The following is a 22,863-nucleotide window of genomic DNA, read 5'->3' as shown; positions in this document are numbered from 1 at the left end:
TAATATCAAAGATTTTCGATAAAGTTTGTAATTAAATGCACACCATAAGCCGTTGCATGTTTAGTTTTGGCAAATTCATCATCACCAAAAGCCACTCCGGCAATATCAAGATGTGCCCATGAGGCGTGATTATCTGTAAAGAATTCCAAAAACTTCGCCGCCGATATTGCTCCGGCAACAGGTTTTCCTGAATAGTTTTTTACATCTGCAATTTCGCTATCAATATCGGGTTTGTATGCATCCCAAAGTGGTAACTGCCATAAGCGTTCCCCAACAGCATCACCGGCTTGTTGCAGTTTCTTTGATAATTCTTCATTATTAGTAAACAATCCGGCACACTCGTAACCTAAAGTTCCGACAACACTTCCTGTTAAAGTAGCTAAATCAACTACAGTTTCAGGCTTGTAATTTTTAATCAGATAGGACAAACCGTCAGCCAAAATCAATCTTCCTTCGGCATCGGTATCGATTATTTCAATGGAATGTCCGGCATAACTCTGAATCACATCGCTTGGCAAAAACGATTGTGCATCAACCGAATTCTCGCAAGCCGGAACAATTGCCGTAACCCGAATTGGTAATTTTAAATCGGCTATCAGTTGCATTGTCCCAAGAACTGCTGCGCCACCAGCCATGTCGCATTTCATTTGCACCATTCCGGCTGTTTTGATATTCAGACCGCCGGTGTCAAACGTAATTCCCTTTCCAACCAGACCAATATGCTTTTTGGCACCATTAGGTTTGTATTCCAGTATGATGAATTGTGGTTCCTGCGCGCTGCCTTTTCCAACGGATAAGAATGAATGCAAACCAACTTCTGTAGCTTTGTCTTTTCCAAAAACAGTTACGTCGAAACCATATTTTTTTCCGGTTTCAGTTGCCCAATTGGCTAAATATTTTGGCGTGATTTTGTTTGGAGGTAAATCGACCAATGCAAAAGTTTCCAATTGTGCGTTGGCTATTTTAATTCCTTTATTGGCAGCTTCATCAATTTCGGTCTTAGAAATATAATTCAGTTCAAAATCAGCATGCAAAAAAGGATGTACTTCTGATTTCTTGTAATGTCCTAAATCATAAGTTCCCAATACTAAACCTGAAACAGCAGCTTCTATTTGTTTGGCAGAGAATTTTTCAGGAATCACCAAGGCAACATTTTTACCAAATACTTCCTTTTGTTTAGAAGCAATTCTTCTGAAGGTAGTTTTCAATGCTTTATAATCAAGTTCCTTTCCAAGACCGATAAACACGTGTGTACAATCGTATTTTTCGACTAAATAATGTGTGTCTTTTTTTCCGTAAAATACTTGGGAATAAACCGTAACACCGTGATATTCGATAGGAACAATGCTTTTGGCAGTTGTTTCAAAAACCGGAATTAAAATGGTTCCGGTGAAGTTATGTAGGTTTTGTAATTTTTTAATTTCCATTTGTTTTTATTTAACCACAAAGTTTCTATTCGTTCTTATCACTAAAGTACAACCATTCAATAGCTTTTGGAAATTCATCGCTCCAATAACGTTCGTTGTGTTTGCCTTCCATATTGATGCTTAGCCGCACTTTCATCATATCGGTATAGCCTTCTTTTTTTAATAATCTTTTCTTAAAATTCTTGACATGATCAATCATTGTGACACTTTCATCGCCTCCGGCATAGAGATAAATCCGAGTGTCTTGGGGTTCATCCATATCTAAAAAAGACAATTTTATTTTCGGAACCACCCAAAGCGACGGTGAGAATATCATCAGTTTTCCAAAGACTTCGGGATACATAATTCCGGAAAAAATGCTGACCAATCCACCCATTGAACTTCCTCCTATTCCGGTGTTTTCTCTATCAGCTTTTGTTCTGAAATTGTTGTCAACAAAAGGTTTAAGAGTTTCGGTTACAAACCGAATGTACTTTTTTCCTTGCCCGTTTCCGAGAACAGTATTACCAACATTGTATTCTTTGATTCGCTCTTTTTCGGCATGTTCAACAGCTACAACAATGATTTTTCCGATATTGTATTCTGCCATTACGGCCAGTTTTTTATCGATTTCCCAATTACCGTATTTCGCATTTTCATTGAATAAATTCTGTGCGTCCTGTAAATACAAAACCGGATAACTTTCGGTTGATTTATCATAATCATGTGGCAGCAAAGCCCATACTCTGCGGGTTTTATTTAACTGTGGAATTTCGAATTCTTCTGAAATCAAATGTACTTTAGGCAAGAACTTCGATTTGAATGGCAACCAATTGTGACGCCATTTAGCAACATGTTCTTTGTGAACACCATTGTGTTTTTTACACGAACGGTTCTCGGTTCGGTTTCCGTATTTATCTATCTCGACTTCACTCCAATCGCCACGAGTGAACTTGTATAATAACTCTTCAGGATAAACAAAATCATGTTCGAACTTAAAGTGATACAAACCTTGTCCCACTTTCTCCATTTCGAACTTCTTGTCTTGTGTTACCCAATTGTTGAAATTCCCGGAAATATAAACCGGACGCTCATCATCTTCGTCGGTGGTGAGAATAATATTGAGTTGGGGTTCAATGATATTTTTAACTTCTAAATCTTCTGCCAGGTTGCTTTGCTCTTTACTCATTCCAATTATATTATGACAAGCTAAAACTTGTATACCTGACTGCCACTGGCAGTCCTACTCTTAATATCAAATTCATCGCATTATGCTAAACTAAATTTATAGACGTAAAAATACCTTTTTGCATTTTTATAACAAAACCTTTTCTTAAAATATATGGATATTTAAGCAGAATAGAAATGTTGTTGAGAAATAGAATTTTTTGAGCTAAAATTTTATCAAATAAGCATAAAAAAACCTAACTGATATTTACAATTAGGTTTAAAATTATTTGGGAATTGCGTTTAATCGTCATCTTCAGCTTCGTTGCTTTGGGTTTGTTGAGCATTAGTTCTAATTTCAGTATGGCGAATTTCACCACCGGTAGTGCCTACGCTTTTAGCCAAAACCACACCAATAATCGCAATACCTAAAGCCAGGAAAGATACTAATTTGGCTTTATTGTGATTTTTAATATTGGTGTATAGGCCCATTAGAGAAACTGCGCCAAGCATATATAAAACAAGAGCTAATTTTTCGGCAATTTCTTCATGCTCATGAATAATTTTTTTACCAATATCAGGCATATCTTCAACCAATTCTTCTGCACCTTCACCGGTTGACATGCTTATTGCAGCAAAAATTGCAGCAATAATAAATATTACATAAGAAACATTTTTAACGGTATTGCTTTTGAAAACTATTCCCGCAATTAAAATTCCGAAGCCAAAAATCGTTCCGATAATCGGAAAATGATTAACCACTAAATGCAAATGTGCGTCGTTCATATTATTGTTTTTTTTTTAGGTTTATAATGAAGTCTAAATTATAACTTCTAATGAATCCGATACATGATTAATATCACATTTTTGCTATTTAGAACCGATATACGATTATTTTAATTTAGGAAAACTCAAAATAACATTGGTTCCCACATTTTCTTTGCTTTTGATTTCTAAATCGATTTGAAGTAAGGAACACAATCTTTTAACGATTGACAATCCAAGCCCGGTTCCTTTAATTTCGGGGTGTTCATTCGATTTTGAACGATAGAACTGGTCGAATATTTTTTCTAAATCTTCTGATGCAATTCCGATCCCGCTATCAGAAACAGTGAAAACTATGGCATCATTTGTTTCTTGAATATCAAAGTTTATTACGCTACCATTCTTGGAATATTTCACAGCATTAGTCAGAATATTATTAAGAATAAGCGAAAACAAATACGAATCGGTTTCAACATAAAAATCTTTAGTGAATAAAGGCACACAGTTCAGTTTCTTCTGATTGATGATGGTTGAATTTCTGGAAACAATATCTAAGAATATAGCGTTTAAAGAAACTTTTTCCATTTTCAACGATTGCTTTTGATTTTCGAATCGAGCCAATAAAAGCAATTCATCAACCAAATGATTCAATCGATTGACTTCACTAATACAAAAATCAATTTTCTCTTTATATTCTTCAGGATTACGTGGTTTTCTGATAAGCACTTCCAATGTTCCTTTGATAACGGCTAAAGGCGTTCTGAGTTCGTGAGAAGCATCTGAAGTAAATTGTTTTTCACGCTCTATAGCATTTTCGACTCTGTCTAATAAATTGTTAATCGTATTTGAAAGTAAATGCAATTCGTCTTTGTTGATTGGCAAAGGAATTCTGGATTTTAAATTATCTTTAGTAATAATATTTGACGTCTGAATAATGGCGCTGATAGGTTTAATACTTCTTCCGGCAATAAATCGGGCGATGAGAAATAACACTAAAAGAATCAGAGGATAGGCAACCAATAATATGATAAAAAGATTGTTCAATACCATGGCTGAATCTTCGAGCGACATGGCAATAATCATAAAGCCAATAATTTTAGTGTTCTGATATAATGGAACTTGTATTTGTCTAACTGAAGTATTTTCTAACTTTCCGTCAAACAAAACATTGTTGATAGCTTCGGGATAATAGTTTAGTTTTTTCTGTTTAAGATTTGGCGATTTATCAACTAATGCTCCTAATTCATCTACAAATTGAATGAATGCCGGACTGATATCAACTTTATTAAATTGAATCTTCTTCCATTGCTTTTCTCTAATGAGAAGTACACAATTTTCTTTGACTTCAATTTCTTTTAAATGTTTTGCTACTTCAATTTTTATATCATTGTTTACTTTGACATAAACGCTAAATTTCACTATCGAATAGATAACAAAGAACACCACAAAAATCAATAATGCGGTGGTAATTATATAGTTGGAAGCTATTCTGTTTTTAAAAGAAAGTTGTTGCATTTTAGTTAATCGTTAGCGATGAAACCCACACCGCGAATGGTTTTAATATAATCTTCATCGACTTTAATATTGAGTTTTTTACGAATAGCATTCATAAAAACATCTATAACTCCGGTGTCATAATCAAAATGAATTCCCCAAACATCCTGTATAATTTGCGTTCTCGAACAAACATTACCTTTGTTTTTTACCAAATAGCAAAGTAAATCAAATTCTTTGTGGGTTAATGTGACATCACATTTATTAACGGTCACGGAATGTTTTTGTATGTTAATTTCAATTGGGCCAAGCGTAAGTATTTCTTGTTCGTCTTTATCCCTCAATTGTACTCTGATACGCTCTACCAATTCGTCAAAACTGAATGGCTTTTTGATGTAATCGTTTGCTCCTGTTTTCAGACCTTCAACTGTTTCCTGAACGGTATCTTTGGCTGTTAGAAATATAATCGGAATTTTTGAATTGGTTTCTCTGATCTTTTGGCAAACTTGTAGTCCTGTCATTTTGGGAAGCATCCAATCTAAAAGTACTAAATCAAACTTTTGATTTTGAAAAAGTTTATAACCATCCAAACCGTTATTAGCCGAAGAAACCTGATAGTTTTCTTCCTCTAATCCTTGTTTTAAGAATTGAACAATTCCTTCTTCGTCTTCTACTATTAAAATGTGCTTCATACTGTATTGCTAATTTTTACAAAGAGTAAATTTAAAGCTTAATTGTCGGATAACCCATACATGCAAACTGTAATTTAAGTAAAAATTAATTATAGGGTAAATTGATTGTTAACTGTTACTACAGTAACTTAACAAAATAATAACTCTAAATGAGCTTCTTTAAAAAACATTCGCCTTTTATTAACTTACTCGTATTTTTTCTTGTTGTTAATATTATCCTCAGAATTGTACTGCTCTTCCATCCTATTACGCAATCAAGTTTTGGAGTTTTAGAAATCGGCAAGATCTTTTTATTTGGTTTGTTTTCAGATTTGTTTGTATTTATTGTAGCCAGTGCTCTCTTATGGTTGTATTTACTGTTTTTATCCAATTCGAAATATAATAGACCTTGGGGTTATATCATTTTTGGATGTTTACTTTCACTACTGATTTATGTATCTTTTTTTAATACAATTCTCAATGAATACGGAGGTTCTTTACCCGAAATCGGAATTAGTTTCATTGCTCTAAAAACCTTTTTATTCGGATTATTATTGTTTTTGCCGAAGTATCGCAAACAGATTCGATTAGTGCTGTACTACATTGCCATCTTCATTTTTGTCCTGATAATTGTTCAAAATGCCATTAGTGAATTTTTCTTTTGGAATGAATTTGGCGCACGCTATAACTTCATTGCCGTTGATTATTTGGTCTATACAAATACGGTGATTGGCAACATTATGGAATCATATCCTGTTGTTCCGCTGTTTATCGGTGTTGGATTGATAACCGCTTTTTTTACTTATTATATCGTAAAAAACACAAAGGCTTTTCTTTACAGACTTCCATCGTTTACAAATAAAATTAAGGGATTAGGTATTTATTTAGCTTTGTTTATAATCTCTTTTTTCGCGATTCCATTTTTCTCAAATCAAGAAAAATCGACAAATGTTTTTACCAATGAATTGCAAGCTGATGGTTTGTATAAATTTTATGTGGCATTCATGAATAATGATTTGGAGTATAATAAATTCTATAAAACCCTTCCCGATGCAGAAGCATTCGCAGTTTATAAAAAAGAACTTCCTGCGCCTTCCAAGCCAAATGCTGCAGAAATACACAAGAATGTAGTGCTGATAACTGTTGAAAGTTTTAGTGCTGATTTTATGAAAGCTTATGGCAACAAAAAGAACCTAACGCCATTTTTAGATTCGTTAGCAACTAAAAGTTTGCAGTTTACTAATATATATGCCGTAGGCAACAGAACGGTTCGCGGACTAGAAGCTGTAACACTTTGTCTGCCTCCAAGTCCGGCAGAAAGTGTAGTAAAAAAGAAAGATAATAAAAACAAATTTTCAACCGGAAGTGTTTTTAAACAAAAAGGATATCAGGTAAAATACCTTTATGGTGGCGATGCTTTTTTTGACAATATGGGAGATTTTTTTGGTGGAAACGGTTATGAAATTGTAGACAAAAAATCTTTCACACCAAATGAAATCACTTTTGCTAACGTTTGGGGAGTATGTGATGAAGACATGTATCGCAAAGCTATAAAAGTTATGAATCAGGAAGCTCAAAATAATAAGCCGTTTTTTAATCATATCATGACGGTTAGCAACCACAGACCATTTACTTATCCTGAAGGTAAAATAGATATTTCAGGAAAAGCGAAATCACGCGAAGGTGGCGTTAAGTATACTGATTATGCGCTGCGACAATTCTTTGCAATGGCAGAAAAACAAGAATGGTTTAGGAATACAGTATTTGTCATTGTAGCCGACCATTGTGCGTCAAGCTCAGGAAAAACAGAATTACCATTAGAGAAATATCGAATTCCGGCGCTTATCTATTCGCCTGGCTTTGTAGCACCTGGAGAATTCAACAAACTAATGTCTCAAATCGACGTAATGCCTACTTTATTTGGTCTGCTGCATTTTAACTACAACAGTAAATTTTACGGACAGGATGTTTTCAAAAAAGACTACGAACAAAGAGCTTTTATTGCTACTTATCAGGATTTAGGCTTGGTAGAAGAAGATTTGCTTACCGTAATTTCTCCTGTTAAAAAAGTAAAACAATTTGCATTGAAGGTGAAACCTAATCCGGAATTGAAACCCGAATTTCAAATGAATTATGAGGAAAAGCCATTAAAAAAATTAAATCAGGAATTAGTTTATGAGACAATTGGTTTTTACCAAACAACCGCTTATTTATTAAAAAATAAGAAGTATCAAAAATAACATGTTGTGATTTATTATTTCTTTTTAGGAACAAATACCATTTTATCTTTGTCGTAAACAAAAGTTGATTGTTGTGTTTTGTTTTTTTGAGTTATAGAGCCATCCGGATTTAATGTAAACTCAAATCCTTCTCTTCTCATTTTTTCCTGCGTTTCGGAAGCAGCTGTGCCACCTAAAAATACTTTTTCGGTTATGTGATTCGTCAATTGGTAATTTGAATACACTTGCTTTTTAGAAACCAATTCATATATAACCGAATAAACTGTAGTTCTTTCTTCTGTTTTCAAATTTGTTTTTACAGTGTTTAATTCTGTCCAAGAAAGCAGATATAATTTGACTCCGCTTGCCGTAAAAGAAGTCAGTTTGCAATTGGTTGGAGCGAAAGCAGCATCAACAGCTTTTACAATCAGCGCATCATCAGTCTTTCCTTTCTCACTAATCGTAACCTGAAAATTACCTTTTTTAATTTCAACCTGCAGATTGTCAAGTTTAGGTAATGCCGAAGCAGTAGTTGCTTTCTTTTTTTGGCTATAACCATTGACACTTAATAAAGCAACACAGATAAAGATAATGAACTTTTTCATAAATAATTTAATAGGTTAAAATAGAAAGCCAATGTACAAAATAATCTATTCGATTATTGTTAAATAAAAAAACCGTCCCAAATGCTTGGGACGGTTTCAACTTACTTTTAATCTTATGAATTATTTTACTTCTTCGAATTCTACATCTTGTGTATTATCTCCTTGAGCATCCGCTTGTGGTTGGGCTTCTTGCGCCTGACCAGCTTCGCCTTGAGCATACATTGCTTCAGTAGCGGTTTTCCAAGCTGCATTTACATTGTCAAGACCTTTTTGAATAGCTTCCAAATCCTGAGCCTGGTGTGCTGCTTTTAATTCGGTTACAGCAGCTTCAATAGCTACTTTATGTTCATCAGAAATTTTATCTCCCAACTCTTTTAGTTGACTTTCGGTTTGGAAAATCATACTGTCAGCTTCATTTAATTTTTCTGCTCTTTCTCTTGCTATTCTGTCAGAATCAGCATTTGCTTCTGCATCTTTTTTCATTCTTTCGATTTCTTCAGCGGTCAAGCCAGATGAAGCTTCGATACGGATGTCATGTGATTTTCCTGTTCCTTTATCAGTAGCCGAAACTTTGATGATACCATTAGCATCAATATCAAAAGTTACTTCAATTTGAGGAACACCTCTAGGTGCTGGCGGAATTCCGTCTAAGTGGAAACGCCCGATAGTTTTGTTATCAGCAGCCATAGTTCTTTCTCCTTGCAATACATGGATTTCAACACTTGGTTGATTATCTGCAGCTGTAGAGAATACTTGTGATTTTTTTGTTGGAATTGTAGTGTTTGACTCGATTAATTTAGTCATCACATTTCCCATAGTTTCGATACCTAATGATAAAGGTGTAACGTCAAGCAACAATACATCTTTTACATCTCCTGATAAAACACCACCTTGAATAGCAGCTCCAATCGCTACAACTTCATCAGGGTTTACTCCTTTTGATGCTTTTTTACCAAAGAACTTCTCTACTTCATCAGCAATTCTTGGCATTCTTGTAGAACCACCAACTAAGATTACTTCGTCGATATCTGAAGTAGATAAACCTGCATCTTTCAATGCTTTAGCAACCGGTTCCATTGAACGTTTTACTAATTTATCAGACAATTGCTCAAATTTAGCTCTTGTTAATTTCTTTACTAAGTGCTTTGGTCCAGAAGCTGTAGCTGTAACGTATGGCAAATTGATTTCTGTTTCAGCAGAAGATGACAATTCGATTTTTGCTTTTTCAGCAGCTTCTTTAATTCTTTGCAACGACATTGGATCTTGACGTAAATCAATTCCCTCTTCCGCTTTGAATTCGTCTGCCAACCAATCTATAATAGTTTGGTCAAAATCATCTCCACCTAAGTGTGTATCACCATTTGTTGACAATACTTCGAAAACTCCGTCTCCTAATTCAAGGATAGAAATATCAAAAGTACCACCACCTAAATCGTAAACTGCAATCTTTTGGTCTTTTCCTTTTTTATCCAATCCGTAAGCTAATGCCGCAGCAGTTGGCTCGTTGATGATTCTCATTACTTTAAGACCTGCAATTTCACCAGCTTCTTTTGTGGCCTGACGTTGCGCATCATTAAAGTAAGCAGGAACTGTAATAACTGCTTCGGTAACCGTTTGACCTAAATAGTCTTCTGCTGTTTTTTTCATTTTTTGAAGTGTCATTGCTGACAATTCCTGAGCAGTGTATAAGCGGCCGTCAATATCAACACGAGGTGTATTGTTGTCCCCTTTTACAACGCTGTAAGGTACTTTTTTTGCTTCCTCTGTAATTTCAGCAAAAGTATGTCCCATAAAACGTTTGATAGAACCAACCGTTTTTGTTGGGTTAGTTACAGCTTGTCTTTTGGCAGGATCACCTACCTTAATTTCACCACCTTCTACAAATGCGATGATAGATGGTGTTGTTCTTTTTCCTTCTGAATTAGGGATTACTACTGCTTCTTGTCCTTCCATTACAGAAACGCAAGAGTTGGTTGTTCCTAAGTCAATTCCGATTATTTTTCCCATTTTATTTTCTCCTTTTTGGTTTTTATTTTTTGATTATTCCTCTACGAGTGAATAGTACTTTGTCTTGTACGGTTTCGCAAATGACAAGTATTATGCCAAGCAACAAATGAGAATAAATTGTCAGTTAATTGAAAAAATATATGACAAGATGACATTTTAAGTAAGAAGTAGGAAGTTGAAAATACGAAGTTATATCTCGATTTTATTGGGTTTTGAATAATAGAAGATTATATAAAGTCAAAAAAAAATCCCAACCGTTACGTTGGGATTTCTATATTAATCATTCATCGAGATGAGGAACTCTTCGTTGTTTCGGGTTTTCTTAATTTTATCATTAATAGTATCCATCGATTCTACCGGATTCATATCGGCAAGGAATTTACGCAGTATCCACATACGTTTCAATGTGTTTGGATCTAATAATAAATCATCACGACGCGTACTTGAAGACGTTAAATCGATAGCAGGGAAAATTCGGCGGTTGGCAATTTTTCTGTCTAATTGTAACTCCATATTACCGGTTCCTTTAAATTCTTCAAAAATAACTTCGTCCATTTTTGAACCTGTTTCGGTTAGCGCTGTAGCGATGATACTTAACGAACCTCCATTTTCTACATTACGTGCCGCACCAAAGAAACGCTTTGGTTTTTGTAATGCGTTGGCATCAACTCCACCCGAAAGCACTTTCCCAGATGCCGGTTGCACCGTATTATAAGCTCTTGCTAAACGCGTAATCGAGTCTAATAAAACCACTACATCGTGACCACATTCGACCAAACGCTTTGATTTTTCGAGTACAATATTTGCAATTTTAACGTGCTCTGATGGTTCACGATCAAAAGTAGAAGCGATAACTTCACCACGCACAGAACGCTGCATATCGGTTACCTCTTCCGGACGTTCATCTATCAATAAAACTATTAAATAAACTTCAGGATGATTGGCAGCAATGGCGTTGGCAATGTCTTTTAACAACATTGTTTTACCGGTTTTTGGTTGTGCTACTATCATTCCGCGTTGCCCTTTTCCAATCGGAGAAAATAAATCGATTACTCTTGTAGAAACACTTGATTGTTTTTCTGCAATGTTGAATTTTTCTTGCGGAAATATCGGTGTTAAATGCTCAAATGAAACTCGGTCTCGAACCACTTGTGGATCATGACCGTTTATTTTTAAAACTCTTACTAATGGGAAAAACTTTTCGCCTTCTTTTGGCGGACGAACAACACCTTTTACGGTATCTCCGGTTTTTAAACCAAACAATCTGATTTGTGATGTCGAAAGATAAATATCATCAGGCGAAGCCAAATAATTATAATCGGAAGAGCGTAGGAAACCATAACCATCAGGCATCATTTCGAGCACGCCTTCACTTTCTATAATTCCGTCAAATTCAAAATCAGAATCTCGGAAATTATTTTGCTTTTTTCCTTTAAAGTTTGGATTGTTATTGTTGGCATTAGCATTGTTATTACCATTTTGGTGTTTGTGCTTATGCTCATTATTGCCATTTTGTGGAATTGGATTGACTTCTGTTTGTTCTGTCTGTTCAATATCATTTGAACTTTCAGCAGTTGCATTTTCTAAAACTTCCGAATCGCTTTCGGTTGGTTGCTCTTCTGAAGTCTTTTTCTTTTTTTCAAAAAGTGGTTTTTTGAATTTTTGATTTTTGCTTTCAACTGTTGGTTTTTCTTCAACTTCGGTTTCTTCTGAAAACAAATCACTCTGATTGATATCGGTCGCTTTCTTAGATTCTAGCGAAATACGGGCTCGCTTGGCTTTATTTTTCGGTGCTTGCTCATTATCATTTGAGCTTGAAGCAACTTTTGGTTCAGCTTCGCTCACAGCACTATTTTGGTGTTCCAAAATTTGCGCAATCAGCGTTTCTTTTTTGGCACCGGCGATTTTAATTGTTTTGGCTAATTTGGCAATTTCCTGAAGCTCAGAAAGCTTCATTTCTTTGAGGGCAGAAATGTTAAACATAAATAGTATTTATATCGTAATCGTTAAAAATGGAATGTAAAAATGAGGGTAGATTTTAATGCTTAGAATAATCCGATTGATGAAGTTCTTACGGATTTGTACTGCAATAATACAAATAATATTTTATCACGCAATAGTATTTTTTTAAAAAGAAATTTTATTTTTGCATCTCATTATTGAAAAAAGAATGTTCAGAATACAAACATATTACCTGATTGCCTGCTTGATTATAACCGCAATTTTACCATTTGTGTTTCCGTTATGGAAAGATGCAGCTGGAAAACCTTTCTATTTTATGATGGATATTACTTATGTTGCGCTTTTTGGATTAAGCACAACCTTGTCATTATTGAGTATTTTATCACACAAAAAAAGACAACAACAATTTGTCATGGGCAGATTGAATATGATATTGAATTTAATTTTATTAGGATTATTTGTGTATCGAACACTAACTGCATCTGGAGAAACAGCTATTTCTGAGAAAGGTGTTGGGATGTTCTTACCTATTTTTTCTATCGTAATTTTGGTTTTGGCCAACAAAGCCATTAAAAAGGACGAAGATCTCGTAAAATCTGTGGATCGTTTGCGATAAACCTATAAACTTAGTTTTTTAGTGCTGCGAAAAACCCGAATCTTATGGTTCGGGTTTTTTATTTAATCTAAACTTGATTCAGATTCTCCCTACTTCTTCCCTATTTCTATAATCTCCAAATTTTGAATTTTATCACCATCAATTTCAAACCGCAACATTGTTCGCACTTGATGAAAACCATAAATACCACAAGCTCCGGGATTCATGTGCAACAAATTTAAAGTCTTGTCAAACTGCACTTTCAATATGTGCGAATGACCACAAATAAATAGCTTTGGTGGATTGTTTTGGATTTCGGTTCGAATACTTTGATTGTATTTCCCCGGATAACCACCAATGTGAGTAATCCAAACATCGACATCTTCACAAAGAAAACGATTGTTCAATGGGAATTCCATTCGAGCTTTGTCATCATCAATATTGCCATTAACGGCACGTAATGGTTTTAATGATTTTATTGTATCGGTCACAACCAAATCACCAATATCACCAGCATGCCATACTTCATCCGCTTGACGGACGTATTTTAAAATAGCATCATCAATATAACTGTGCGTGTCGGAAAGTAGCAGGATTTTTTTCATTTTTAAGTGACTGAGTTGCTAAGGTGCTAAGTTACTAAGATTTTGATTTAGATAATAACTGTGTGCCTCAGAACCTTAGTGCCTTAATAAATATTTAAATTGATCTAAATTTTCTATTTTTGAAAAACTAACCATATTAAAATCAGCATGAAACAACAAGAACAAGAAGAAATTACTCGCGATGAAATAAAGAAAGAATTCCAATTAGAACGAATGATATTATTCAGCGATGCCGTTTTTGCTATTGTCATTACACTGATGGCAATAGAAATCAAAATCTCCGAAGATGTAGAATTAACTGCAGAAAATCTTTCACATTCCCTAATTCATCTATTACCAACCTTACTCGCTTATATTGTTAGTTTTATTTTCATCGGTTCTATTTGGTATCAGCATTTAAAAATGTTCAGTCTGCTTAAAGATTACGATAAAGGATTGGTTGTTCGGAATATGTTGTTGCTCTTTTTTATTGGCTTGTTTCCGTTTAGCGCCACTTTGATAACAAGAGCAAAAGGGCAAATGATTCCGTTTTTTATGTATCTATTTATGATTTTATTCTGCATCATCGCTCAATATATTTTATATAATTACATCGTCAAAAACGCAGCAATCCGCATAAATACAGATATGAGTGACCATGAAACTGAGTTGCGTAAAAGAAAAATTGCTGTCGTTGGTTTTTCAACTTCTGCCGTTTTAATTATGATTACTTATCTTATCATTCCAGAACCGGAATTAAAAAATCTGTCAATGCTTTGGATGGTGGCATTTCCTATTGTATTCAAAATAATGACAAGAAGAAAGAAAGCTGTAACCGAATAAACTTTAACCTTTCATCAACACAAAATCTTTGTAACTTTGGGGCTTTAAAACTCTTGAACTTTCACATTGAGATATTTCATCGAACTTGCTTATAAAGGAACAAATTACCATGGTTGGCAATATCAGCCTGGTGCTGATTCTGTGCAGGAAACACTTAACAAAGCCTTATCTTTATTGCTAAAAACCGATATTGATATTGTTGGCGCAGGAAGAACCGATACAGGAGTTCATGCCAAACAAATGTTTGCTCATTTTGATTTTGATAACGAACTTGATGCACCACAATTGGTTCACAAACTCAATTCATTTTTACCCAAAGACATTGCGATTTTCAATATTCTAAAAGTATCCGACGAAGCACATGCACGATTCGACGCAACGAAGCGCACTTATGAATATCATATTCACACAACAAAAGATGTTTTTGAAAATGAGGGAAGTTTTCAGTTTCAATTGCCATTAGATATTGATAAAATGAATGAAGCCTGTCAAATCCTTTTTAAACATAACGATTTCGAATGCTTTTCAAAAGTGAATACGGATGTTCATACATTCAACTGTGTGATTTTTGAAGCTAATTGGACACGAGGCGGAAACAAACTGGTTTTTACCATTTCGGCTGACAGATTTTTGCGGAATATGGTTCGCGCCATTGTTGGTACTATGATTAACATCGGAACAGGAAAAATAAATTTAGCCGATTTTGAAAAGATAATTGATAGCAAAGACCGCAGTCAAGCCGGATTTTCGGTGCCGGCACACGGCTTATATTTAACCAAAATTGAATACGAATACCTAAAATAATGCAGGCAAAAGCATTCGACACCAATTTATTTAAACGGATTTTAAAATACACCAAACCCTATAAATTCAGGTATTATGGTGTGATTTTGTTTGCTGTATTGCTTTCTGTTTTTGCTGCACTTCGCCCCTATTTATTAAAGCAAACTGTAGATGAATACATAAAACCAAAAGACGAGCACGGACTTTTATTTTATGTATCCGTAATGGGAATTGTGATGCTTTTAGAATCTATTTCGCAATTGTATTTTGTGTATTGGGCCAATTGGTTAGGGCAGGATATCATCAAAGATATTAGAATAAAACTGTTCAAACACATACTCAGTTTCAGGATGAAATACTTTGACAATTCACCGGTTGGTATGTTAGTCACACGCTCTGTTTCCGACATTGAGCAAATCGCACGTATCTTCAGCCAAGGCTTGTTCATGATTTTCAGTGATTTATTGAAAATGCTTGTGGTGCTGGTCTTTATGTTTTATATGAACTGGCGATTGACATGGATAGTAATAATCGCGATGCCAATACTGGTTTATATCACCAGGATTTTTCAGCGCAAAATGCAGGTTGCCTTTGAAGAAGTTCGAACTCAAGTTAATAATATGAATGTTTTTGTGCAGGAACGTGTTACCGGAATGAAGATTGTACAGCTTTTTAATCGAGAAGATATTGAATATGAAAAGTTCAAAGAAATTAATCAGAAACACAATAAAGCCTGGATAAAAAATATTTTTTACAACTCCATCTTCTTCCCTATTGCTGACATTATTTCATCCTTAACACTTAGTGCCGTTGTTCTTTACGGTGGTTTTCATATTTTAGATGGTGATAAATTCACCACATTTGGCGATTTATTTTCCTATACTATGTTTATTGGAATGCTGTTTAATCCGTTGCGTCAAATTGCGGATAAATTCAACGAAATGCAAATGGGAATGATTGCGGCTAATCGTGTATTTGATATTTTGGATACGGATAGCGATGTCCAGCATGACGGAACAAAAACAGCCGGTCATTTTCACGGAAACATTCGTTTTGAAAATGTTCGTTTCAGTTACATTGACAATGAAGAAGTTTTAAAAGGCATCAACCTAAAAGTAAATGCCGGAGAAACTATTGCGATTGTTGGAGCTACAGGCGCAGGAAAATCGACAATCATTAATCTTTTGAATCGTTTTTATGAAATTAATTCGGGTGCAATTTATATCGATGACCAAAACATAAATGACTTCAAATTAGAAAGTCTTAGGCAACAAATAGCAATTGTTTTGCAGGATGTTTTTCTTTTTGCAGATACAATTCACAATAATATTACGCTGAACAATCCCGAAATTACCCGTGAAACTGTTATTACTGCAGCTAAAGAAATTGGTGTTCATAAATTTATCAAAAGCCTTCCCGGTGGTTATGATTATGATGTAAAAGAACGCGGTGTAATGCTGTCATCGGGTCAACGCCAACTGATTGCATTTCTTCGTGCTTATGTCAGCAATCCGAGTATTTTGATTTTGGATGAAGCTACTTCTTCTATTGATACCTATAGCGAAGAATTAATCCAAAAAGCTACCGAGACTATCACTAAAGGCAGAACATCAATAGTTATTGCTCATCGATTGGCAACAATTATTAATGCTGATAAAATCATTGTGATGGATAAAGGCCAAATCGTTGAAGAAGGTTCACATCAGGAATTGATAACCAAATCGGAAGGTTATTATAAAAAATTATACGACTCACAGTTTTCTTTAGAAAACAATTCCTAATTTGCCACAACTATAAAATCAAATTACAATGGCATTTACCATAGCAATTTCTAAAGAAAGAATTCCATTTAAAAATAATATCTGGCAAAAAGCCTTTATCGCTTTTTTTATAATAAACTGGATAAATTCCTATGTTGGAAATACCGATACTGCCAATTGGATTTTAGAAAACACCCTGGTTTTTATCTTTTTAGGTTTTCTAATTTATACCTATAAAAAATTTATATTCAGCGATTTAAGTTATCTGCTGATTTGTATGTATCTGTGTCTGCACGTTTATGGTTCAAAATATACTTATGCAGAAAATCCTTTTGGCTATTGGCTTAAAGACGCACTTGATTTGTCTCGCAATCATTACGATAGAATAGTACATTTCAGTTTCGGATTTCTGTTAGCTTATCCAATGCGCGAAATGTTTTTGAAATGGCTGAAATTTCCAAGATGGGTGGCATGGACATTACCCATAGAAATTACACTTTCCATCAGCGGATTTTATGAATTGATAGAATGGGCTGTTGCCGATGTCTTCTTTAAAGCGCAAGGCGATGCTTATCTTGGAACACAAGGCGATATTTGGGATGCACAAAAAGATATTTTTCTGGCATTTATCGGGTCAATAATCGCCACGACTATTGTAACTATTGTCAAAAAAATTTGGAACGTAACTGAAAAGTAAAGCATATAAAAAGTGGCTGCAACTTCTTATTTTATTTTAAAATAAATCCTTAAATTCGCAATCTCAAATAATCAAAGAAATTCTTTAAATATGGCACGAGCCGTTAGGCGACTGCATTTTGTACAAATAACAAATAAATAAGCACAAAATGAAATACGATATTATTGTTTTAGGAAGTGGTCCCGGCGGTTATGTTACTGCTATTCGTGCATCACAATTAGGCTTTAAAGTGGCCGTAATCGAAAAAGAAAACCTTGGTGGTATTTGCCTTAATTGGGGTTGTATTCCAACAAAAGCGCTTTTAAAATCGGCACAGGTTTTTGATTACCTAAAACATGCTTCTGATTATGGATTAACCATTAAGGAATTTGACAAAGATTTCTCAGCCGTAGTAAAGCGTTCAAGAGATGTTGCCGACGGAATGAGCAAAGGGGTTCAATTCCTAATGAAGAAAAATAAAATCGATGTTATCAATGGTTTCGGAAAAATAAAACCTGGAAAAAAAGTTGATGTAACTGCTGCTGATGGAAAAGTTACTGAATATTCAGCTGACCATATTATCATAGCAACCGGTGCACGTTCACGCGAATTGCCAAACTTACCACAAGATGGTGTAAAAGTAATCGGATATCGCCAAGCGATGACCTTACCTTCTCAACCAAAGAAAATGATTGTTGTAGGTTCTGGTGCTATCGGAGTAGAATTTGCACATTTCTACAATGCAATGGGAACAGAAGTTACTATAGTTGAGTTCATGCCAAATGTGGTTCCGGTGGAAGATGAAGACATTTCAAAACAATTCGAGCGTTCATTAAAAAAAGCTGGAATTTCAGTAATGACTAATTCATCTGTTGAGAAAATTGACACTTCTGGAAAAGGTGTAAAAGCTTTTGTAAAAACCGCTAAAGGTGAAGAAATCATTGAAGCTGATATCTTGCTTTCAGCAGTTGGAATCAAAACCAATATCGAAAACATCGGTTTAGAAGAAGTTGGAATTGCTACAGATAAAGATAAAATTTTGGTAAACGCTTATTCTCAAACCAATGTTCCGGGCTATTATGCTATTGGAGATGTAACTCCAGGCCAGGCTTTGGCTCACGTAGCTTCGGCTGAAGGAATTAATTGTGTTGAAAAAATAAAAGGCTTACACGTTGAACCAATCGATTATGGAAATGTTCCTGGTTGTACTTATGCTACTCCTGAAATTGCTTCCGTTGGTTTAACCGAAAAACAAGCCAAAGAAAAAGGATACGAATTAAAGATTGGTAAATTCCCATTCTCAGCATCCGGAAAAGCAAAAGCTGCCGGAACTCCAGACGGATTTGTAAAAGTAATTTTCGATGCCAAATACGGCGAATGGTTAGGCTGTCACATGATTGGTGCCGGAGTTACCGATATGATTGCAGAAGCGGTTGTAGCGCGTAAATTGGAAACTACAGGACACGAAATCCTAAAATCAATTCATCCTCACCCAACAATGAGCGAGGCAGTTATGGAAGCTGTGGCTGATGCTTATGGCGAGGTGATTCACTTGTAAAAGTTTTAAAAAAAAATATAGAAATCCGCTTTGTGAAAACTTAGCGGATTTTTTTTACATAAAATACTTAAAATTAGATATTATGATAGTTTTTTGACTATTTTGCATTGACAATTCAAAACGAATAGTATGCCTTTACAAATGATGGAAGAAGCCCAAAAAATATGGGACAACATAAAGATGGAAGGATCTGTAGAAAGCCTCAATTTTGAAATTGAACTTCAGCGTAAACTGCTTAATTTTTTTCATGTAGGTAACTACTATTACTATATTTTCGATGTGATGAATGGCTGTTTTAAATATATCAGTCCACAGATGAAAGAAGTCCTCGGTTATTGTTCTGAAGATATGACCATCGAATATTTCTTTTCCAGAATTCACCCCGATGATCAGCCAATATTACTCAATTACGAAAAAGAGGTTGTGGATTTTTTTCAAAAACTCACAGCAGACAAAATAACAAAATACAAATTTAGTTATGATTACCGTATTCAAAACAGTGAAAACAAATACGTTCGTTTATTGCAACAGGTAATTACCATACAATTTGACAATCCAAAAAAAATTCTACTAACTCTAGGAGTACATACCGACATATCCCATATTAAAAAAGATAATACAACTTCTCTTTCCTTTATAGGATTAGATGGGGAGCCTTCTTTTATTGATGTGGATGTTGCAAAAATTTACAAAGGGCAAAAGAGTCTGTTAACAAGTCGCGAAAAAGAAATCATCAATATGTTAATTAAAGGCGATCAAACGATTGATATCGCTCAAAAATTATTTATAAGTCCACATACTGTAAATACGCATAGAAAAAATATCTTAAGAAAAACAGAAGCAAAATCTACAACAGAATTAGCGGCAATTGTTATTCAAAAAGGATTGTTGTAATTATTGAGTATAGCCAAGACATTTGTGTAAAAAAACTTCAGAACTGTTCCGTAAACAATGACACTTTACTTGAATTTTATATCTTTATGTTTGTGCTTTTAAAAAAAAATCAATTCTATTTTGTTGAAAGTTAAGCTATTTAGTAAACATTTAATTTAATCGCTAAAAAAAGAAATGAAATAGTTGTAAATTATAGAATGAAAAGTTACATTTGCAACCGCAAAAAAGTTAAGTTCTTTGAGCATTATTGAAAATCTGGAGAGTTGCCTGAGTGGCCGAAAGGACATGTTTGCTAAACATGCGTATGGGAAACTGTACCAAGGGTTCGAATCCCTTACTCTCCGCTTTTTAATTTTCGGGGTGTAGCGTAGCCCGGTTATCGCGCCTGCTTTGGGAGCAGGAGGCCGCAGGTTCGAATCCTGCCACCCCGACTTTTTAACCGTTTTTTGTACAAAAACTGTTTCGGTTCCATAGCTCAGCTGGATAGAGCAACTGCCTTCTAAGCAGTAGGTCGAAGGTTCGAATCCTTCTGGGATCACGAATTAATGAATAAAGCCAGTAAAAATGTCCAAACTCGTTTGAGCATTTTTACTGGCTTTATTCATTTTCAAAGCGGAGCTTTGAAGGAAGGACGAAGTCAATCCTGTTTTATCAAAAAGCGTAGCTTTGTAGGAAAGACGAAGTCAATCCCATTACTGATCACAATAAAAACCATTGAGAAATCAAAGGTTTTTTTGTTTAAAAAGCATTCCATAATTTGCAATAAAAGATTAGTTTTGCAGTACAAACAACAAGACACAAAATCATGAGCAAAAAAGTAGTTATCGTTTCAGCAGTCAGAACTCCAATCGGAAGTTTTATGGGTTCACTAGCAACTGTTACAGCTACCCAATTAGGTGCAGCCGCAATCAAAGGCGCATTAAATAAAATCAATTTAGATCCTCACTTAGTAGACGAAGTTTTAATGGGAAACGTAGTTCAGGCTGGCGTTGGACAAGCTCCGGCGCGTCAGGCTGCTAAATTTGCAGGTTTACCAGATGATGTTCCGTGCACAACTGTAAATAAAGTATGTGCTTCAGGAATGAAAGCTGTCATGCAGGGCGCACAGGCAATAATGACTGGCGACGCTGAAATTGTAGTTGCCGGTGGAATGGAAAACATGAGTTTGATTCCACACTATGTTCATTTAAGAAACGGAGTGAAATTTGGCCCAACAACAATGGTTGACGGAATGCAGAAAGATGGTTTGACTGATGCTTATGACGGTAACGCAATGGGAGTTTGTGCTGATTTATGTGCAACCGAATATAAAATTACACGTGAAGAACAAGATGCTTTTGCAATTCAATCCTACGAGCGCTCTGCTAAAGCTTGGGAAGCAGGAAAATTCAATAATGAAGTTGTTCCGGTTGAAATTCCGCAACGTCGTGGTGAACCGATTATCTTTTCAAAAGATGAAGAATATACCAATGTAAAATTGGATAAAATTCCGGCTCTGAATGCAGTTTTCACCAAAGACGGAACGGTTACTGCTGCAAATGCTTCAACTATAAATGATGGTGCAGCAGCTTTGGTTTTAATGAGCGAAGAGAAAGCAAACGCTTTAGGATTAAAACCTTTGGCTTATATCAAATCATACGCTGATGCTGAACAGGAACCAAAATGGTTTACTACTTCACCTGCAAAAGCATTGCCAAAAGCTTTGGACAAAGCTGGAATTTCAATTTCTGATGTAGACTTTTTTGAATTCAACGAAGCTTTTTCTGTAGTTGGTTTAGCTAATGCTAAAATATTAGGATTGGATAATGATAAAGTAAATGTAAACGGTGGCGCGGTTTCCCTAGGTCATCCTCTTGGATGTTCCGGAGCCAGAATCATAGTAACCTTAATTAATGTTTTAGAACAAAATAATGCCAAAGTTGGTGCAGCAGCTATATGTAATGGCGGCGGCGGTGCTTCGGCAATTGTCATTGAAAGAGCTTAAAATTAGTTATGAGTTATGAATTATAAATTATAAGTTAACCGTAATTCTCAACTCATGACTCATGACTCATAACTTATAACTCATAATTATCTTAATGTTTGCCATTTGTAATCTTGCCATAATTCCTTTACGAGCCGAACCAAGCGACAGAAGCGAAATAGTTTCTCAAGTCTTGTTTGGTGAGCATTTCGAAATTCTGGAGACACAAAATCAATGGTCAAAAATCAAATTGCAGTTTGATGAATATGAAGGATGGGTAGATTCTAAACAATACCAAACCATATCAGAAAAAAGCTTTAAAGCCTTATCAAAAGATGCCGTAATTCTGAATTCAGATTTGGTTGAATATGTGACAAATCCATCAAATATATTACTACCTATTCCGTTAGGAGCTTCACTTTCATTTTTAAATCACAGTGAAATCAATACTGAAAGCTTCGAGTTTGAAGGAATGAAAACCACTGGCATCAAACCAAAAAAGGATTTGATTACGACCGCTTTTATGTATTTGAATGCACCATATTTGTGGGGAGGAAAAACACCATTCGGAATTGATTGTTCCGGATTTACTCAAATGGTTTACAAGCTGAATGGGTATCATTTGCTTCGGGATGCTTCGCAACAAGCTACTCAAGGAGATGCTTTAAGTTTTATCGAGGAAAGCGAAGCCGGTGATTTAGCCTTTTTTGACAATGAAGAAGGAAATATTATCCACGTTGGTATCATCATGGATAATAATTATATCATTCACGCCAGTGGAAAGGTCAGGATTGACCGATTAGATCATTTGGGAATCTATAATGCGGAACAAAACAGACATACACATCGTTTGCGCGTCATCAAAAAAATCATTTGAACCGAGACATAAGTTTCGGTTTTTTTATTTAATT

General features: G+C 35.1%; 19 protein-coding genes and 3 tRNA genes. 13 read left to right on the top strand and 9 right to left on the bottom strand.

Annotated features, from left to right (window positions below; genetic code table 11):
* Window positions 1-5 precede the first annotated feature (5 nt).
* From L1S35_RS03220 to L1S35_RS03200, 5 genes are all read right to left on the bottom strand, one after another.
* The gene (locus tag L1S35_RS03220; RefSeq protein WP_236396561.1) at window positions 6-1,427 is read right to left on the bottom strand and encodes a leucyl aminopeptidase family protein; all 1,422 of its coding nucleotides are present in this window, start codon (window positions 1,425-1,427) and stop codon (window positions 6-8) included.
* A gap of 25 nt (window positions 1,428-1,452) precedes the next feature.
* Window positions 1,453-2,595 (bottom strand): alpha/beta hydrolase, encoded by a 1,143-nt coding sequence (locus L1S35_RS03215; protein ID WP_236396560.1) that lies wholly within the window; start codon window positions 2,593-2,595, stop codon window positions 1,453-1,455.
* A 281-nt stretch (window positions 2,596-2,876) separates the two neighbouring features.
* On the bottom strand, window positions 2,877-3,359 hold the full coding sequence (locus L1S35_RS03210; protein WP_236396558.1) for a hypothetical protein: 483 nt from the start codon (window positions 3,357-3,359) through the stop codon (window positions 2,877-2,879).
* 105 nt (window positions 3,360-3,464) lie between these two features.
* Window positions 3,465-4,853, bottom strand: a complete 1,389-nt coding sequence (locus L1S35_RS03205) for a sensor histidine kinase (protein ID WP_236396556.1) — start codon at window positions 4,851-4,853, stop codon at window positions 3,465-3,467.
* Window positions 4,854-4,858: 5 nt separating this feature from the next.
* Entirely contained in the window at window positions 4,859-5,524 is a 666-nt protein-coding gene (locus L1S35_RS03200) for a response regulator transcription factor (protein WP_236396554.1), read from the bottom strand.
* Between the two features lie 149 nt (window positions 5,525-5,673).
* Between L1S35_RS03200 and L1S35_RS03195 the strand changes: the two genes are divergently transcribed.
* The gene (locus L1S35_RS03195; RefSeq protein ID WP_236396552.1) at window positions 5,674-7,743 is read left to right on the top strand and encodes an LTA synthase family protein; all 2,070 of its coding nucleotides are present in this window, start codon (window positions 5,674-5,676) and stop codon (window positions 7,741-7,743) included.
* Between the two features lie 14 nt (window positions 7,744-7,757).
* Here L1S35_RS03195 and L1S35_RS03190 read toward each other — a convergent pair whose 3' ends face one another.
* The 3 genes from L1S35_RS03190 to rho form a co-directional block, all read right to left on the bottom strand.
* Window positions 7,758-8,327 (bottom strand): hypothetical protein, encoded by a 570-nt coding sequence (locus L1S35_RS03190; protein ID WP_236396550.1) that lies wholly within the window; start codon window positions 8,325-8,327, stop codon window positions 7,758-7,760.
* Between the two features lie 120 nt (window positions 8,328-8,447).
* Entirely contained in the window at window positions 8,448-10,334 is a 1,887-nt protein-coding gene (gene dnaK, locus L1S35_RS03185) for a molecular chaperone DnaK (RefSeq protein ID WP_236396548.1), read from the bottom strand.
* Window positions 10,335-10,610: 276 nt separating this feature from the next.
* A complete protein-coding gene (gene rho / locus L1S35_RS03180; RefSeq protein ID WP_236396546.1) occupies window positions 10,611-12,317 on the bottom strand; it encodes a transcription termination factor Rho in 1,707 nt (568 codons plus the stop codon).
* Between the two features lie 187 nt (window positions 12,318-12,504).
* Here rho and L1S35_RS03175 point away from each other — a divergent pair, with 187 nt between their 5' ends.
* Complete coding sequence (locus tag L1S35_RS03175; RefSeq protein WP_236396543.1) at window positions 12,505-12,912, top strand: DUF4293 family protein; 408 nt, start codon at window positions 12,505-12,507, stop codon at window positions 12,910-12,912.
* Window positions 12,913-13,001: 89 nt separating this feature from the next.
* Here the strand turns inward: L1S35_RS03175 and L1S35_RS03170 are convergent, their stop codons facing one another.
* Window positions 13,002-13,496, bottom strand: coding sequence for a metallophosphoesterase family protein (locus L1S35_RS03170; RefSeq protein ID WP_236396541.1), 495 nt, complete (start codon window positions 13,494-13,496; stop codon window positions 13,002-13,004).
* A 147-nt stretch (window positions 13,497-13,643) separates the two neighbouring features.
* Here L1S35_RS03170 and L1S35_RS03165 point away from each other — a divergent pair, with 147 nt between their 5' ends.
* The 11 genes from L1S35_RS03165 (at window position 13,644) to L1S35_RS03115 (ending at window position 22,829) form a co-directional block, all read left to right on the top strand.
* Window positions 13,644-14,318 carry a TMEM175 family protein gene (locus L1S35_RS03165; RefSeq protein WP_236396539.1) on the top strand — a complete coding sequence of 225 codons (675 nt, stop codon included), beginning with the start codon at window positions 13,644-13,646 and terminating at the stop codon, window positions 14,316-14,318.
* 66 nt (window positions 14,319-14,384) lie between these two features.
* A complete protein-coding gene (truA, locus tag L1S35_RS03160; protein WP_236396537.1) occupies window positions 14,385-15,122 on the top strand; it encodes a tRNA pseudouridine(38-40) synthase TruA in 738 nt (245 codons plus the stop codon).
* Window positions 15,122-16,882: an ABC transporter ATP-binding protein gene (locus tag L1S35_RS03155; RefSeq protein WP_236396535.1), complete on the top strand. Its 1,761-nt coding sequence runs from the start codon at window positions 15,122-15,124 to the stop codon at window positions 16,880-16,882. Before truA ends, L1S35_RS03155 begins: the two co-directional genes overlap by 1 nt.
* Window positions 16,883-16,910: 28 nt before the next feature.
* Entirely contained in the window at window positions 16,911-17,558 is a 648-nt protein-coding gene (locus tag L1S35_RS03150) for a DUF2238 domain-containing protein (protein ID WP_236396533.1), read from the top strand.
* A 148-nt stretch (window positions 17,559-17,706) separates the two neighbouring features.
* On the top strand, window positions 17,707-19,095 hold the full coding sequence (gene lpdA, locus L1S35_RS03145; RefSeq protein WP_236396531.1) for a dihydrolipoyl dehydrogenase: 1,389 nt from the start codon (window positions 17,707-17,709) through the stop codon (window positions 19,093-19,095).
* A 129-nt stretch (window positions 19,096-19,224) separates the two neighbouring features.
* Window positions 19,225-19,989, top strand: coding sequence for a LuxR C-terminal-related transcriptional regulator (locus L1S35_RS03140; protein WP_236396529.1), 765 nt, complete (start codon window positions 19,225-19,227; stop codon window positions 19,987-19,989).
* A 257-nt stretch (window positions 19,990-20,246) separates the two neighbouring features.
* A tRNA-Ser gene (locus L1S35_RS03135) sits at window positions 20,247-20,333 on the top strand.
* A gap of 12 nt (window positions 20,334-20,345) precedes the next feature.
* Window positions 20,346-20,420 (top strand) — tRNA-Pro (locus L1S35_RS03130).
* Between the two features lie 33 nt (window positions 20,421-20,453).
* Window positions 20,454-20,527 (top strand) — tRNA-Arg (locus L1S35_RS03125).
* A 267-nt stretch (window positions 20,528-20,794) separates the two neighbouring features.
* Window positions 20,795-21,973, top strand: coding sequence for an acetyl-CoA C-acyltransferase (locus L1S35_RS03120; RefSeq protein ID WP_236396528.1), 1,179 nt, complete (start codon window positions 20,795-20,797; stop codon window positions 21,971-21,973).
* Between the two features lie 94 nt (window positions 21,974-22,067).
* Window positions 22,068-22,829, top strand: coding sequence for a C40 family peptidase (locus L1S35_RS03115; RefSeq protein ID WP_236396526.1), 762 nt, complete (start codon window positions 22,068-22,070; stop codon window positions 22,827-22,829).
* Window positions 22,830-22,863 lie beyond the last annotated feature (34 nt).

This window comes from Flavobacterium anseongense (assembly GCF_021608185.1).
GTDB classification, from domain to species: Bacteria; Bacteroidota; Bacteroidia; order Flavobacteriales; family Flavobacteriaceae; genus Flavobacterium; species Flavobacterium anseongense.
Note: the sequence above shows the minus strand (reverse complement) of the source record. Positions and strands in the feature narration are given on the sequence as shown.

Bases quoted from the DNA above. Each gene is read 5' to 3' on its own strand.
- L1S35_RS03220 (WP_236396561.1), bottom strand. From the start codon at position 1,427: ATGGAAATTAAAAAATTACAAAACCTACATAACTTCACCGGAACCATT.
- L1S35_RS03215 (WP_236396560.1), bottom strand. From the start codon at position 2,595: ATGAGTAAAGAGCAAAGCAACCTGGCAGAAGATTTAGAAGTTAAAAAT.
- L1S35_RS03210 (WP_236396558.1), bottom strand. From the start codon at position 3,359: ATGAACGACGCACATTTGCATTTAGTGGTTAATCATTTTCCGATTATC.
- L1S35_RS03205 (WP_236396556.1), bottom strand. From the start codon at position 4,853: ATGCAACAACTTTCTTTTAAAAACAGAATAGCTTCCAACTATATAATT.
- L1S35_RS03200 (WP_236396554.1), bottom strand. From the start codon at position 5,524: ATGAAGCACATTTTAATAGTAGAAGACGAAGAAGGAATTGTTCAATTC.
- L1S35_RS03195 (WP_236396552.1), top strand. From the start codon at position 5,674: ATGAGCTTCTTTAAAAAACATTCGCCTTTTATTAACTTACTCGTATTT.
- L1S35_RS03190 (WP_236396550.1), bottom strand. From the start codon at position 8,327: ATGAAAAAGTTCATTATCTTTATCTGTGTTGCTTTATTAAGTGTCAAT.
- dnaK (WP_236396548.1), bottom strand. From the start codon at position 10,334: ATGGGAAAAATAATCGGAATTGACTTAGGAACAACCAACTCTTGCGTT.
- rho (WP_236396546.1), bottom strand. From the start codon at position 12,317: ATGTTTAACATTTCTGCCCTCAAAGAAATGAAGCTTTCTGAGCTTCAG.
- L1S35_RS03175 (WP_236396543.1), top strand. From the start codon at position 12,505: ATGTTCAGAATACAAACATATTACCTGATTGCCTGCTTGATTATAACC.
- L1S35_RS03170 (WP_236396541.1), bottom strand. From the start codon at position 13,496: ATGAAAAAAATCCTGCTACTTTCCGACACGCACAGTTATATTGATGAT.
- L1S35_RS03165 (WP_236396539.1), top strand. From the start codon at position 13,644: ATGAAACAACAAGAACAAGAAGAAATTACTCGCGATGAAATAAAGAAA.
- L1S35_RS03155 (WP_236396535.1), top strand. From the start codon at position 15,122: ATGCAGGCAAAAGCATTCGACACCAATTTATTTAAACGGATTTTAAAA.
- L1S35_RS03150 (WP_236396533.1), top strand. From the start codon at position 16,911: ATGGCATTTACCATAGCAATTTCTAAAGAAAGAATTCCATTTAAAAAT.
- lpdA (WP_236396531.1), top strand. From the start codon at position 17,707: ATGAAATACGATATTATTGTTTTAGGAAGTGGTCCCGGCGGTTATGTT.
- L1S35_RS03140 (WP_236396529.1), top strand. From the start codon at position 19,225: ATGCCTTTACAAATGATGGAAGAAGCCCAAAAAATATGGGACAACATA.
- L1S35_RS03120 (WP_236396528.1), top strand. From the start codon at position 20,795: ATGAGCAAAAAAGTAGTTATCGTTTCAGCAGTCAGAACTCCAATCGGA.
- L1S35_RS03115 (WP_236396526.1), top strand. From the start codon at position 22,068: ATGTTTGCCATTTGTAATCTTGCCATAATTCCTTTACGAGCCGAACCA.